This is a genomic window from Peristeroidobacter soli (assembly GCF_004138485.1).
Taxonomy (GTDB): Bacteria; Pseudomonadota; Gammaproteobacteria; order Steroidobacterales; family Steroidobacteraceae; genus Steroidobacter; species Steroidobacter soli.
This window is the reverse complement of the sequence record NZ_ML142848.1, coordinates 798,366-811,745: the sequence shown is the minus strand read 5'-3', so window position 1 is coordinate 811,745 and position 13,380 is coordinate 798,366. Positions and strand designations below refer to the sequence as shown.

Annotated in this window: 13 protein-coding genes; 5 read left to right on the top strand and 8 right to left on the bottom strand. The window is 63.1% G+C overall.

The window, feature by feature from the left end:
• Positions 1-78: 78 nt before the first annotated feature.
• Positions 79-867 carry an enoyl-CoA hydratase-related protein gene (locus tag EKO19_RS03150; RefSeq protein ID WP_129774944.1) on the bottom strand — a complete coding sequence of 263 codons (789 nt, stop codon included), beginning with the start codon at positions 865-867 and terminating at the stop codon, positions 79-81.
• Between the two features lie 68 nt (positions 868-935).
• Positions 936-2,093, bottom strand: a complete 1,158-nt coding sequence (locus tag EKO19_RS03145; RefSeq protein WP_129774943.1) for an isovaleryl-CoA dehydrogenase — start codon at positions 2,091-2,093, stop codon at positions 936-938.
• 116 nt (positions 2,094-2,209) lie between these two features.
• Between EKO19_RS03145 and EKO19_RS39420 the strand changes: the two genes are divergently transcribed.
• Positions 2,210-3,019, top strand: a complete 810-nt coding sequence (locus EKO19_RS39420) for a FadR/GntR family transcriptional regulator (RefSeq protein ID WP_175596943.1) — start codon at positions 2,210-2,212, stop codon at positions 3,017-3,019.
• 109 nt (positions 3,020-3,128) lie between these two features.
• On the opposite strand, the gene EKO19_RS03135 is transcribed toward EKO19_RS39420, so the two are convergent.
• The 3 genes from EKO19_RS03135 to EKO19_RS03125 form a co-directional block, all read right to left on the bottom strand.
• Positions 3,129-4,307 (bottom strand): acetyl-CoA C-acyltransferase, encoded by a 1,179-nt coding sequence (locus tag EKO19_RS03135; RefSeq protein WP_129774941.1) that lies wholly within the window; start codon positions 4,305-4,307, stop codon positions 3,129-3,131.
• A gap of 179 nt (positions 4,308-4,486) precedes the next feature.
• Positions 4,487-5,557, bottom strand: a complete 1,071-nt coding sequence (locus tag EKO19_RS03130; protein ID WP_129774940.1) for a Glu/Leu/Phe/Val dehydrogenase dimerization domain-containing protein — start codon at positions 5,555-5,557, stop codon at positions 4,487-4,489.
• A gap of 41 nt (positions 5,558-5,598) precedes the next feature.
• Positions 5,599-6,405: a lysophospholipid acyltransferase family protein gene (locus EKO19_RS03125; RefSeq protein ID WP_129774939.1), complete on the bottom strand. Its 807-nt coding sequence runs from the start codon at positions 6,403-6,405 to the stop codon at positions 5,599-5,601.
• A gap of 244 nt (positions 6,406-6,649) precedes the next feature.
• On the opposite strand from EKO19_RS03125, the gene xerD reads away from it, so the two are divergent.
• Together xerD and EKO19_RS03115 are read left to right on the top strand one after the other, a co-directional pair.
• Positions 6,650-7,549, top strand: a complete 900-nt coding sequence (gene xerD, locus EKO19_RS03120; RefSeq protein WP_129774938.1) for a site-specific tyrosine recombinase XerD — start codon at positions 6,650-6,652, stop codon at positions 7,547-7,549.
• Positions 7,550-7,832: 283 nt separating this feature from the next.
• Positions 7,833-8,600, top strand: coding sequence for a DsbC family protein (locus tag EKO19_RS03115; protein ID WP_129774937.1), 768 nt, complete (start codon positions 7,833-7,835; stop codon positions 8,598-8,600).
• 56 nt (positions 8,601-8,656) lie between these two features.
• On the opposite strand, the gene fdxA is transcribed toward EKO19_RS03115, so the two are convergent.
• The 3 genes from fdxA to EKO19_RS03100 all read right to left on the bottom strand — a co-directional run bounded on the left by fdxA (position 8,657) and on the right by EKO19_RS03100 (position 10,226).
• Entirely contained in the window at positions 8,657-8,980 is a 324-nt protein-coding gene (gene fdxA, locus EKO19_RS03110) for a ferredoxin FdxA (protein ID WP_116811286.1), read from the bottom strand.
• A 124-nt stretch (positions 8,981-9,104) separates the two neighbouring features.
• Positions 9,105-9,674 carry an NUDIX hydrolase gene (locus EKO19_RS03105; RefSeq protein WP_129774936.1) on the bottom strand — a complete coding sequence of 190 codons (570 nt, stop codon included), beginning with the start codon at positions 9,672-9,674 and terminating at the stop codon, positions 9,105-9,107.
• Between the two features lie 63 nt (positions 9,675-9,737).
• Positions 9,738-10,226, bottom strand: a complete 489-nt coding sequence (locus EKO19_RS03100) for a MarR family winged helix-turn-helix transcriptional regulator (RefSeq protein WP_129774935.1) — start codon at positions 10,224-10,226, stop codon at positions 9,738-9,740.
• An 84-nt stretch (positions 10,227-10,310) separates the two neighbouring features.
• On the opposite strand from EKO19_RS03100, the gene EKO19_RS03095 reads away from it, so the two are divergent.
• Positions 10,311-12,593 (top strand): bifunctional salicylyl-CoA 5-hydroxylase/oxidoreductase, encoded by a 2,283-nt coding sequence (locus EKO19_RS03095; protein WP_129774934.1) that lies wholly within the window; start codon positions 10,311-10,313, stop codon positions 12,591-12,593.
• Positions 12,590-13,372, top strand: a complete 783-nt coding sequence (locus EKO19_RS03090) for an SDR family NAD(P)-dependent oxidoreductase (protein WP_129774933.1) — start codon at positions 12,590-12,592, stop codon at positions 13,370-13,372. Before EKO19_RS03095 ends, EKO19_RS03090 begins: the two co-directional genes overlap by 4 nt.
• Positions 13,373-13,380: the final 8 nt, after the last annotated feature.

Genomic DNA, 13,380 nt, shown 5'->3' with positions numbered 1-13,380 from the left:
TTCGCGACAACGGTGGGCAAGTCCGGCGCCCCAGGCATCCGTGCCCAAGCCCGGTTTCATAACGACAACGGTGGTCAACTAGTCCTGCGGGACCCAGCCCGCCTTACGCCGTTCCAGGAACGCCGATAGGCCTTCCTTCCCTTCCGGGCTCACGCGCAACCGTGCCAGGAGCCGGGCGGTCTCATCGCCGAGCACATCTCGATCATGGAAGTGCGCGACCCGCTTCACCAGCTGTTTCGCCGCACGCACGGCCTGCGGCCCGCCGCGTAGCAAATGATCGACCTGCTCGTTGACGAGTTGATCGAGCTGCTCCGGCGCCGTCGTGAAATGCAGTAATCCCAGGCTTTGGGCTTCGTCAGCGGTGAACGGTGCCGCCGTGAGAAACAAACGTCGCGCCTGACGACTACCGATCGCCTCGACGACATAAGGCGAGATCGCCGCGGGCACGATGCCGAGCCGCACTTCGGTCAGCGCGAATTTCGCCGAGGCTGCACCGATCGCGATGTCCGCGCAGGCGACCAGGCCGACGCCGCCGCCGAACGTGTTGCCATTCACGCGTACGATCAGCGGCAGCTCGAATTCATCGAGTTTGCGCAGCAGTTTCGCAAGCACCTGTGCGTCGGCGACGTTCTGCTCTTCGGTAAAGTTCAACATCGAGCGCATGTGGCCGATGTCCGCGCCGGCGCAGAAGCTGGCGCCCGCGCCCGTGAGCACGACGACGCGCACGTTGGGATCGCTGCCGAGCCGGGTCAGCGCCTCATACATTTCGCCCATGGTCGCGCCGTCGAGCGCGTTGTGCTTTTCCGGGCGGTTGAGTGTCAGCGTCGCGACGCCGCGAGAATCGATGCTGGTGGTGACGGTGTTCATGACTGACTTAAATACGTTAGGGCAGAGGTCGCATGCAATGCATGACTGCATGCGACACTCGTCTGGCATCAGGCGGTCGCTTCGAAGATCTCGCGGCCGATCAACATGCGGCGGATTTCACTGGTGCCGGCGCCGATCTCGTACAGCTTCGCGTCGCGCAGCAGGCGACCGGTGGTGTAGTCGTTGATGTAGCCGTTGCCGCCGAGCGATTGAATCGCTTCCAGCGCCATCCACGTCGCCTTCTCGGAGGCCTGCAGAATGCAGCCCGCCGCGTCGAAACGCGTGACCTTGCCGCGATCGCAGGCGGCGGCCACGGAATAAACATAAGCGCGGCAGGCGTTCATGGTGGTGTACATGTCGGCGATCTTGCCCTGCATGAGCTGGAACGTGCCGATGGCCCGTCCGAACTGACGACGCTCGTGCACATAGGGAATGACAACATCCAGGCAAGCCCGCATGATGCCGAGCGGACCGCCGGCCAGCACCACCCGCTCGTAATCCAGACCGCTCATCAACACCTGCACGCCTTTACCTTCCTGATGCAGCACGTTTTCGGCGGGCACTTCGCAGTCCTGGAACACCAATTCGCACGTGTCGGAGCCGCGCATGCCGAGCTTGTCGAGCTTCTGGGCGCTGGAGAAACCTTTCATGCCGCGTTCGATGATGAACGCCGTGATGCCTCGGGCGCTGAGCTCCGGATCGAGCGTCGCGTACACCACCAGGGTGTCGGCGGTGGGGCCGTTGGTGATCCACATCTTGTTGCCGTTCAGGACGTACTTGTCGCCCTTCTTCACGGCGCGCGTGCCCATGCCGACCACGTCGGAGCCGGCGCCCGGCTCGCTCATCGCCAGCGCGCCCAGGTGCTCGCCGGTGATCAGGCGGGGCAGGTACTTCTCCTTCTGTGCCGGCGTGCCCCAGCGACGCAGCTGGTTGACGCACAGATTCGAATGCGCCCCGTACGACAGGCCCACCGACGCCGAGGCGCGGCTGATCTCTTCCATGGCGAGAACGTGCGCCAGGTAGCCCAGGCCGCTGCCGCCGTATTCGTCCTCGACGGTGATGCCCAGCAGGCCCAGGTCGCCCAGCTCGGGCCACAGCTCGCGCGGGAACTTGTTCTGGCGGTCCACGTCGGCGGCGATGGGAGCGATGCGTTCGCTCGCAAACTTCGCTACCGTGGCACGCAATGCGTCCAGATCTTCACCCAACCCGAAATCGAAATCTTCCACGGCGGCCCCCGGTCATGTGTGCCGGTCAGGCGGATGGCGCCCGACCTCGAATTGCCCTATTGTCCGACAGTCCGTCTTTTAGTCAATAACCGCTTTCGCTTCCCGCCACCATGGTCATGAAAAAAAAGACGATATCCGCCGCCAGGCCGCGTCGTGCGGGCGCTGCCACGACGGCCATTCCTGAATCCACCGACAGCGCCTCGATGTTCGACCCGGTCGAGCGCGCGCCCGCGTACACCAAAGTGTCCTCCGCGATCGAACATAAAATCATGTCGCGGGCCCTGCGCGGCGGCGATGTCCTGCCGGCCGAGCTGGAGCTCGCACAGCAATTCCGCGTGCATCGCTCCACGGTGCGGGAAGCGCTGAGGCAGCTGGAAAGTGCCGGCTTGGTGACGCGGCCGCCTGGGGCCAAGCGGATGATCGTCAGCCGGCCTGAAGCGGCGAAGGTTGCTTCCGGAATGCGTCACGCGCTGGTGCTGCACGAGGTGTCGTTCGTCGATGTTTGGGAAGCGATGATGGTGATCGAGCCCGAAGTCGCGGCACTGGCCGCCATGCGCCGGACTCAGGCGGATCTGGTCACGCTGACTCAGACCAGCGAAGCCTTTCGCGATTCGCCGGAAGGCGACCCGGACTCCGTGAACATCGTCGCGCTGTTCTTCGAGCAACTCGGCGCGGCTTCCCGCAATCAGGTGCTGGTGCTCGCGAAACAATCGCTCGCCCAGGCGCTGGCCCCGTCACTCGCTCGAATGATCGATACCGTGCCTCAAGCCCGCGCCCGTATCACAGACGCACAGAAGCGCATCATCAATGCCGTGCGCGACAAGAACGCGGAGGAGGCGAGGAAGTGGATGTCGAAGCACGTGCGTGACTTCAAGCGCGGTTATGAGGTCGCGGGGATTTCGCCGGATACGCCGATCTCGGTGTAGGGCCCGGAGAGATTCGAGTCGTCGGAGGCTTGGCTGGTTGCCTGGTCAATAGTCCAAAAAAAACGGGGCAACGAGCCTTGCGACTCGTTGCCCCGTACACACACTCGAATCAGACGATTTCGACCGCCAGCGCCGTCGCTTCGCCGCCGCCGATGCACAGCGACGCGACACCGCGCTTCAGATTGCGATTGCGCAGCGCGTGGACCAGCGTGGTCAGGATGCGAGCGCCGGTGGCGCCGATCGGATGGCCGAGCGCGCAAGCGCCGCCGTTGATGTTGACCTTCGCATGATCGAGGCCGACATCCTTGATCGCGGCCATGGTCACGACAGCGAACGCTTCGTTGATTTCATACAAGTCGACATCGCCCGCGGACCAGCCGGTCTTGGTGAGCAACGACTGAATCGCACCGACCGGCGCAGTCGTGAACCACTCCGGCGCCTGCGCGTGGCTGGTGTAACCGACGATGCGGGCCAGCGGCTTCAGGTTGTGCTGACGAACGGCGGCGGCACTGGCGATGAGCAGGGCCGAGGCGCCGTCGGAGATCGAAGAAGAGCTCGCCGCGGTGACGGTGCCGTCTTTCGCGAAAGCGGGCTTCAGGCTCGGAATCTTGCTGATGTCACAAGTGAACGGCGTTTCGTCTTTCGCGACGACGCGCTCGCCCTTGCGATCCTTCACGGTGACTGGCGCCACTTCGTTGTTGAAGTGATTGCCTTCGACAGCGGCGAGCGCGCGACGCACCGACTCGGCGGCGAACTCATCCTGCTGCTGACGAGTGAAACCATACTTGGCGGCAGTCGCTTCGGCGAACGTGCCCATCATCTTGCCGTCGAACGGGCTCTGCAGACCGTCGAAGAACATGTGATCCAGAATTTCCGAATGACCCATGCGCAGGCCGCCACGCGCTTTCGGAATCAGATACGGCGCGTTGGTCATCGACTCGATGCCACCGGCGAGCACCACATTCGCCGAACCGGCGCGAATCTGATCGGCGGCCATCATCACGGCCTTCAAGCCGGAGCCGCACATCTTGTTGATGGTCGTGGCCGGCACTTTCTGCGGCACGCCGCCGGCCAGCGCGGCCTGACGGCCAGGCGCCTGACCGATGCCGGCCATCAGCACGCAACCCAGAATGGTTTCGTCGATCTGTTCGGCCGACAGGCCCGAATCCTTGATCGCGGCCTGCACGGCGGCGGCGCCGAGCTGGGGAGCGGTCAACGGGCTGAGCGCCCCCTGGAAGGCGCCGATGGGAGTACGGCGGGCGGCAACGATATAAACCGGTTCGCTCATGGCAATGCTCGACTGGTGATTCGATTCAGTGAAGGGCGGCCTTGTACAAAACCCCCGGACGCCACGCAAGCAGGCTCCGGCCAGTTATGGCGGCGCCTTAACTTACTTGCAAGTACCCAGCCTACGCCGAGTTTGTATGCAGTGCAACACAGCGCCTTGCAGTTGGCAATCTGTTATCTCTAATGGCCGGTGTAAGGCATTTTTATGCGGCTGAGCGCGGCAATCCGCTCTTCCGCCAGGCGTCGGGCCGCTTGCCAGGTGGGAATGTTGCTGCGGGCGGCGAGGGTGAGTATTCGGCTGATGATATTGTGAATGCGCGCCACGCTGCGCAAGGCGCGATCCTCGTTGTAGCCCTCGAGCTCGATCGCGCTGTTCATCAGACCGCCGGCATTGATGGCGTAGTCGGGCGCGTAAAGAATGCCGCGACGATCCAGCTCCGTGCCCAGCTCTTCGGATTCGAGTTGATTGTTGGCGCCACCGGCGACGATGCGACAACGCAGTCGAGGCAAGGTGTCTTCGTTGATCACCGCACTGAGCGCGCAAGGCGAGAACACATCCGCGTCCACATCGTAGATATGTGACATCGGCACCGCTTCGGCGCCGAACTCAGCGACGGCGTGCTCGATGCGTTCTTCGTTGATATCGGTGATGAATACTTTCGCGCCGGCCGCGCGCAGCGACTTCGCCAGGTGATATCCGACCTGACCGGCGCCTTGCACGGCGAAGCTGGTGCGGCGCAGGTCCGAGTGACCGAGCTTGAATTCCATACAAGCGCGAATGCCATGCAAGGTGCCCAGCGCGGTGAAGCGGGAAGGCTCGCCACTGCCGCCCAGCAATTGGGGCACACCGACCACGTGTTTCGTTTCCTGGCGAATGAGCTCCATGTCGTCGGCATTGGTGCCGACATCTTCGGTCGTGATGTAGCGTCCGCCGAGCGATTGAATGAAGCGGCCCAGCGCGCGAAACAGCGCTTCGCTCTTGTCGGTTTCGGGATTGCCGATCAGCACGCCTTTGGCGCCGCCGAGATTGAGGCCGGCGATGGCGGCTTTGTGAGTCATGTCGGCGGAGTGCTTGAGCACGTCGCGCACGGCGTCCGCTTCATTCGCGTACGGCCACATGCGCAGACCGCCGAGCCCCGGGCCCAGCGCGGTGTTGTGAATCGCGATTACGCAGCGCAGGCCGCTTTCGCGATGATGAAAGAACACTACTTGCTCGTGACCGAGCCGGCCGACCGCTTCGAACAGGTTCATCGCCGTCCCTCGAAAACCGCAGGCGACGATTATAGGCGGGGTTATGTGTCCAGGGTTCGTTTCGACTGCAAGGCGGCGATGCCGTCGTTGGACGACAGGTCCGGTTCGCCCAATTCGGCGAGGATGCGCGCGTGCGCCTGATCGCGGGTATGGATGACAGCGTCGGACGCCTTCATGTCGCTCATCGGGCCGATCGACGGCAGCACGTGGATATCGATGCGACCGGGGCGGGGCAGGAACCGTCCGGACGGTAAGACATGCCGCGTGCCTTTGATCGCGAGCGGCACCACCGGCAGGTCGACGCGTGCCGCGATGGTGAATGCGCCGCTGTGAAATTTGCCGAGCCCCGGTTCCGCCAGGAACGTGCCCTCCGGAAAGAAGGCGAGCGCCTGACCGGCATCGGCGGCTTTCAACAGACGTCTCGCATCCATGCCGCCGGCATGCCGGTTGAAGCGATCCACGAACTCCGAGCCGATGCGCCTCAACAGCAGGCCGGCGAGCGGCACGCGGCTGAACTCTTTCTTGATGACGAACGAGAAGCGGGCGGGCAGGGCAGCCTTGAGCACGATGCCGTCCAGGTAGCTGGCATGATTGGCGACCACCACGCACGGGCCACCGGGCAACAAGTGCTCGTCGATCACTCGCAGCCTCAGGCCCGCGACGGCGAAGAAGGCCCGCCCCGCGAAGTGGGCGATATGCCGACGCGTCTTGATCCCGAAAGGCAGCAGGACTGCGACGAAGGCGGTCAGGCCGAATGCCAGAAACACCACCAGTACATACAATCCATAAACGATTTCCAGCGCGGTCCGGACAATGTTCCAGGGCGCGCGCAGCCACGCGTCAGTCATAACTCGACACAGAAGTCACCCAGGGTTTTATGTAGCGCCGGCATGGTCACACGAATTCTGTGAACTGAGTCTCTTTATGTAAACCCTGCCGGGGTTCTGTGATTGTAATCACGCCCGGCGCCAAACCCGCTCTCCATACTGACCGCCATCGATTCAACGGTCTGTCGTGAGCGATCACGACGCAAACCTAAAGGCGATGAGCACCGTAACCAAAGCATCAGTTTACTCGAGGTCAGGCGAGGATATGCCCGAGACGCCGTCATTGGCGGCCATCGACCGCTTTCTCGACGCAGTGTGGATGGAGCGCGGTCTGTCGCCCAACACACTGTCCGCCTACCGCGCCGATCTGACTGCGCTAGATCGTTGGCTGCAGTCGCGAGGCACCTCGAGTGTCGCCGCCAAGCGGGCCGACCTGCTCGCGTTCATCGCGCATCGGGTCGAAGCCGGCGCACGGCCGCGTTCGACTGCCCGCCAGCTGTCCAGCTTTCGCAGATTCTACCGTTACCTGATTCGCGACGGTGCGATCAAAGAAGATCCGACCGCGCAGATCGCGATGCCCAAGATCGGCCGCTCGCTGCCGAAGTCGCTGACCGAGGAAGAGGTCGAGTCGCTACTGAAGGCGCCGGCGATCGAAGATCCGCTGGGTCATCGCGACCGTTGCATGCTCGAAGTGCTGTACGCCACGGGCCTGCGCGTGTCCGAGCTGGTGAATCTGAAGTCCAGTCAGGTCAACATGAATCAGGGCGTGTTGCGCATCGTCGGCAAGGGCGATCGCGAACGCCTGATCCCGCTCGGCGACGAGGCGGTGTCCTGGCTGCAGAAGTTCATGAATGGCCCGCGTCTGGAAATCCTGCTGGAGCGCCAGACCGACTATCTGTTCCCCACGCGCCGTGGCGACCGCATGACGCGCCAGGCCTTCTGGCACATCATCAAGCGCTACGCGCAGAAGGCCGGTGTGCAGAAGGCGTTGTCGCCGCACACATTGCGTCATGCATTTGCGACCCATCTGCTGAATCATGGCGCGGACCTGCGCGTCGTGCAGATGCTGCTGGGCCATAGCGACCTGTCGACCACGCAGATCTACACCCACGTCGCCCGGGAACGCATGAAGGAGCTGCATGCCCTTCATCACCCGCGCGGATAAAGAAGCCCTCAATCGCCGTACGGCTCGAATCCGAGCCTGCGGCTGATTGCGACGATGCCCTTTGTCTGAGCCGTACGGTTCGCAACAGAGCCGGCGACTGGTCGTCAGGACGCCGTGTTCGAGCCGCACGGCGGTTGGGGGCCTCTGGTCCTGGCGCCTTGACCCAACGTACTCTCGTTCAAGACGGAGCTCCTGGTAGACTCCGTTCGCTTCCTCTAGCCGAATTCCATTGAACTGCGCCGTCCGGGCGGCGTCGAATCGGGCGAGGGTCACGAGAGTTCCCATGAAAAAGCTGTTGTTGTGTCTGTTCGCCAACTTGTCGCTGGCGACCTTGCTGGCCACTTCCGCGGCCGCCGCCGAAACGGCCGCGCCGGCCAAGGCGGGCGACCAGAAATCCGCCGACGCGACCATTCGCGCGGTGATCGCCAAGAAATTCCCCGACATGAAGGTCGACGAAGTGCGTCCTTCGCCCATGAAGGACATCTACGAAGTCCAGATGGGTGGCGAAGTGGCCTATGTCAGCGGCGACGGGCGCTTCCTGATCGCGGGCGACATGTACGAAATCGACTCCCGTACCAATCTCACCGAGACCGGCCGGCAGAAGGCCCGCATGTCGGCGCTGTCCAGGCTCGATGAGAAGGACATGATCGTGTTCAAGCCGCAGAAGGTGAAGTACACGATCACCGTGTTCACCGACGTGGAATGCGGTTATTGCCGCAAGCTCCATAGCGAGATCGCGCAGTTGAACGATCGTGGCGTGCAGGTGCGCTACCTGGCCTATCCGCGGGCCGGCCCGGGCACCGACGACTGGGCCAAGATGGAAGCGGTGTGGTGCTCGACCGACCGTAAGAAAGCGATCACCGAGGCGAAGGCGGGCAAGGCGGTCAAGGCCGCGCAATGCGCTACCCCGATCGCCAAGCAGTTCAAGTTGGGCGAGCAGCTCGGTGTGCGTGGCACGCCGGCCATCTTCACCGACAGCGGCGAGTACATCGGCGGCTACCTGGCGCCGGACCAGATGGTCAGCAAGCTGGACGGTACCGCCGTCAATTAAGGGCGGTTTAAGCTCACCCGCGCAAGGCGGGTGAGCGATCGAGCCCGAGCGCTGTTTCAGCGCTCCAAAAGCTTCAACTTATCCGGCTTGCCGTCCCATTCCTTGGCGTCGGCGGGCATCGCCTTCTTTTCCGTGATCACCGGCCAGGACTTGGTCAGCTCGGCATTGAGCTGCTTGAAGTGCTGCTGACCGTCGGGCAGTTCCTCCTCGGAGAAAATCGCCTCGGCCGGGCACTCCGGCTCGCACAGGGTGCAGTCGATGCATTCATCCGGGTCGATCACCAGGAAGTTCGGACCTTCATGGAAACAGTCGACCGGGCACACCTCGACGCAATCGGTGTACTTGCACTTGATGCAGTTTTCAGTGACGACGAAGGTCATCGGCTAGAACTCCGAAAAATCGCTCTACAACGGCGTCGTGGACAAGGTGATTACGCCGTTCGAGGCCGCGCATTGTGCCAAAGGGGGCGCGGGGATGCGAGGCAAGTACGTTATGGAGCCCTGTTTATTGGGAATGGCCGTCGGTCATGACCGCTTTGCCGTCCACCCAGTCGATATCGCGGAAATGCAGCAGCTCCCGGCCCTTGGCCCGGTCGTCCAGGTAGCGCCGCAGGGCAAATTCCACGCTCAGGAAGGCGATCTCGGGCCACGGAATCTCTTCCTCGGCGTACAGCTGTGACTCCAGGCTCTCGGGCCCAATGCCAAACGAAGGCTGCGTCAGCGTGGCGCGAAAGGTGATGTGCACCTGATGGGCGCGCAGCACGTTGACGACGGACAGCATCGAGCCGATCCGCACGTGCGCCAACGCCTCCTCCATCGCCTCCCGGGCTGCCGCCTGCTGCACCGACTCGCCGTTCTCCATGAAGCCGGCGGGCGTGGTCCAGAAGCCGTGCCGCGGCTCGATGGCCCGTTTGCACAACAGGAGCTTGCCGTCGTGTTCGATCACACAGCCCGCGATGATGCGCGGATTCTCGTAATGGATGGTGCCGCAGTTGGCGCACACGAAGCGGGGCAGATGGTCGCCCGGCGGGACACTGAGACTGACCGGGTGGGCACAATTGGAGCAGAACTTCATGAGGGTCGCGGCGGGTGCGAGGACACGGCATGGTCCCCTTTCGCTGCGCCCGGCGCAACGGTTTTAGTCCCGATCGGCGTCCACGGAATGCCGCACCGACGCGAGCAATTTCATCAACTGTTCCATCTGCGCCTCGGTCAGCCCAGCAAACATCTCATCGACCCAGGCTTCGTGCCCCCGCGCCATCTTCTGAAACGACTCGCGCCCCTTTCTGGTCAGCCGCACCGTCGCGATCCGCCGATCGTCCGACTCCGAGGTTCGCACGACCAGCAGCTCTTCGATCAGCCGGTTCACGATCCCAGTGACATTGCCATTGGACACCAGCAGCGCCGCCGACAGCTGACTCATCGTCAATCCATCCGGCTCCCGTTCGAGCGCCGCCATCACATCGAACCGGGGCAGGGTGGTCTCGAACTGCTCCTCGAGCCGAGCCCGGATGCGCCGCTCGATGATCATGGAGCAGCTGAGCAGCCGCAGCCACAGCCGCAGCGAAGTCTTGCTGTGCGGAGAGCCGCCGAGTTTCTCGGCGAAGGCGCGGGTCGCGGTGGGCATCGGCTCAGGTCCGTGGAGATAGTTGACACTTAAAATATCTCAACCGTACCATGGATGCCATCTTGGGATGACCGGCACAGTGCCATGAAGCGCATCGTTTGTCTGGGCGGCGGGCCGGCCGGCCTGTATGCCGGAATTCTGTTCAAGAAGGCGCTGCCCGGCGCCAGCGTCGAGGTGGTCGAGCGCAATCGCCCGGACGATACCTTCGGCTGGGGCGTGGTTTTCTCCGATCAGACCCTGCAGGGATTCCGCGCCACCGATCCCGAATCTCACGACGCCATCGTCAGCAACTTCCATCATTGGGACGACATCGACGTGCACTTCAAGGACGAGCGGGTGCGCTCCGGAGGGCACGGGTTCTGCGGCATCTCCCGTAAGCTGCTGCTCAACAAATTGCAGGAGCGGGCCACTGCTTTAGGTGTAAAGCAAAGCTTCCAGCACGACATCGACGATCCCGCGCAGTTCGCCGACGCCGATCTGATCGTCGCCGCGGACGGCGTCAACAGCCGTACCCGCAAGCAGTTTGCCGCCGTGTTCGAGCCCGACATCGACGTGCGCAAGTGCCGATACATCTGGCTCGGCACACGTCAGCGTTTTCCGGCGTTCACGTTCGCGTTCGAACGGACCGGGCACGGCTGGTTCCAGATCCATGCCTATCAATTCAGCGACGAGCTGTCGACCGTCATCGTCGAAACCCGCGAGGAAACCTGGCAAGCGCACGGGATGGATCAGTTCAACACGCAGCAGAGCATCGAGTTCTGCGAGCGGCTGTTCGGTCGCTATCTCGATGGACACAGCCTGATGAGCAACGCGAACCATCTGCGCGGTTCGGCGTGGCTCAACTTCAGTCGCGTGCTCTGCAAGCGCTGGCACACCGGCAACATCGTGCTGATCGGCGACGCTGCGCACACCGCGCACTTCAGCATTGGCTCCGGCACCAAGTTGGCGATGGAAGACGCCGCTTCACTCGTCAAGCATGTCGCACATGCGACTGACGTAACGGCCGGGCTCGAGTCCTATCAGGCGGAACGCAGCCTCGAAGCGTTGAAGTTACAGAGCGCCGCGCGGAATCGGATGGAATGGTTCGAGAACGTCGACCGCTACGTCCATCTCGAGCCGATGCAGTTCGCCTATAGCTTGCTGACCGGCAGCCAGCGCATCGGTCATGACAACTTGCGTGTGCGCGATGGCGCGTTTGTCGAAGGCGTCGAGCGCGATCTCGCGCGGCGCGCCGGAGTCAGTGGGCCGCGGCCGCCGATGTTTCTGCCATTCAGGTTGCGCGGCATGGAGCTTGTGAATCGGGTCGTCGTGTCGCCGATGGCGCAATACCAGGCGGTCGACGGTGTGCCTAACGATTGGCACCTGATGCATTACGGCTCGCGTGCCGCCGGCGGTGCGGGCTTGGTTGTAACGGAGATGACCTGCGTCTCGCCGAGCGGTCGCATCAGCCCGGGCTGCACGGGCCTGTGGAACGATGCGCAACGCGATGCTTGGCAACGCATCGTCGAATTCGTTCACTCGCACTCCGCGGCAAAGTTCTCCTTGCAGCTGGGCCATTCCGGTCGCAAGGGCTCGACGCAGTTGGGCTGGGAGCGAGCGGATCATCCGTTGCGTGAAGGAAACTGGGAGCTGATCTCCGCGTCGCCGCTGCCGTATCTCGACGGCATCAGTCAAACGCCGCGTGCCATGACGCTGGAAGACGTGGAGCAAGTCACTCAGCAATTCGTCCACGCGGCACGGTTGGGCGTGCAGGCGGGGTTCGACATGCTCGAGTTGCACATGGCGCACGGCTACTTGCTGGCGAGCTTCCTGTCGCCGCTGACGAACCGTCGCGAGGACGAATTCGGCGGTCCCATCGAAAACCGCATGCGTTTCCCGCTCGCCGTCTTCAAAGCGTGTCGCGCAGTGTGGCCGGCCGACAAGCCAATGTCAGTGCGCGTCTCTGCGTGCGATTGGGCGGAGGGTGGACTCAGCGAGGACGATTTGGTGGCGTTCGCGCGAGCGCTGCGCGAGGCGGGGGCGGATCTGATCGACGTGTCGTCCGGTCAAACCGTGCCCTGGCAGAAGCCAGTCTACGGTCGCATGTATCAAACGCCGTTCTCCGATCTGCTTCGCAATAGCGTGGATATCGCGACCATCGCGGTCGGCAACATCTTCGAAGCGGATCATGTGAATTCCATCATCGCGGCCGGTCGTGCCGATCTGTGCGCGCTGGCTCGTCCGCATCTGGCGGACCCGTCGTGGACATTGCATGCCGCCGCGGCTCAGAACTGGACCGAGCAGCATTGGCCCAAAGCATATCTCTCCGGTAAGAGTCAGCTGGAGCGCAATCTCGCGCGGGCCTCACAAATGATCGGTGCCGTTTGAGCACGAACTCGCCATCGCTCTCGGGCAAGCACGCGCTGGTGACCGGCGCGAGCCGGGGAATCGGCGTCGCCATCGCTCAACGTCTGCTCGAGGAGGGCGCCAGAGTGACGTTGCTCGGGCGAAAGCTCGAGACCGTGGTCGAAGCGGCGATAAAGCTGAGTACGCAGAACGCCCACGGCGTGGCCGCCGACGTCGGCAACAGCGATCAAATGCGGTCGGCTATGGAAGACGCCGGCAACCGCTTCGGTCCGATCGATATTCTCGTGAACAACGCCGGGCAGGCGCTGAGCGCACCCGTGCATAAGATGGACGATGCGCTGTGGCAGACGATGCTGGCGGTCAATCTCACCGGCACCTACTACGGAATACGCCACGCTTTGCCGTCGATGCTGCAGCGGAATTTCGGACGCATCGTGAACGTCGCGAGTACCGCAGGGTTGAAAGGTTATCCGTACGTGGCCGCGTACAGCGCCGCGAAACACGGTGTGATCGGTCTCACCCGGTCGCTGGCGTTGGAAGTGGCCGGTCGGAACATCACCGTGAATGCGGTGTGTCCCGGCTATACCGATACCGACATGGTTCGCGAGACCATCAGTAACATTCAAGCCAAGACGCAGCGCTCGGAGAGCGAGGCGCTCGCGGTGCTCGTCGCCAACAATCCGCAGCGTCGCTTGATTCGCTGTGAGGAAGTGGCCAACGCCGTCGCGTGGCTGTGCTTACCGGGCACCGAGAGCATCACCGGCCAGAGCATCGCCATCGCCGGTGGCGAAGTCATGTAGATCGGGGG

Excerpts from the sequence above, each read along its gene's own strand:
- xerD (WP_129774938.1), top strand. The coding sequence starts at position 6,650 with ATGCCCGAGACGCCGTCATTGGCGGCCATCGACCGCTTTCTCGACGCA.
- EKO19_RS39420 (WP_175596943.1), top strand. The coding sequence starts at position 2,210 with ATGAAAAAAAAGACGATATCCGCCGCCAGGCCGCGTCGTGCGGGCGCT.
- EKO19_RS03150 (WP_129774944.1), bottom strand. The coding sequence starts at position 867 with ATGAACACCGTCACCACCAGCATCGATTCTCGCGGCGTCGCGACGCTG.
- fdxA (WP_116811286.1), bottom strand. The coding sequence starts at position 8,980 with ATGACCTTCGTCGTCACTGAAAACTGCATCAAGTGCAAGTACACCGAT.
- EKO19_RS03125 (WP_129774939.1), bottom strand. The coding sequence starts at position 6,405 with ATGACTGACGCGTGGCTGCGCGCGCCCTGGAACATTGTCCGGACCGCG.
- EKO19_RS03100 (WP_129774935.1), bottom strand. The coding sequence starts at position 10,226 with ATGCCCACCGCGACCCGCGCCTTCGCCGAGAAACTCGGCGGCTCTCCG.
- EKO19_RS03105 (WP_129774936.1), bottom strand. The coding sequence starts at position 9,674 with ATGAAGTTCTGCTCCAATTGTGCCCACCCGGTCAGTCTCAGTGTCCCG.
- EKO19_RS03130 (WP_129774940.1), bottom strand. The coding sequence starts at position 5,557 with ATGAACCTGTTCGAAGCGGTCGGCCGGCTCGGTCACGAGCAAGTAGTG.
- EKO19_RS03095 (WP_129774934.1), top strand. The coding sequence starts at position 10,311 with ATGAAGCGCATCGTTTGTCTGGGCGGCGGGCCGGCCGGCCTGTATGCC.
- EKO19_RS03115 (WP_129774937.1), top strand. The coding sequence starts at position 7,833 with ATGAAAAAGCTGTTGTTGTGTCTGTTCGCCAACTTGTCGCTGGCGACC.
- EKO19_RS03135 (WP_129774941.1), bottom strand. The coding sequence starts at position 4,307 with ATGAGCGAACCGGTTTATATCGTTGCCGCCCGCCGTACTCCCATCGGC.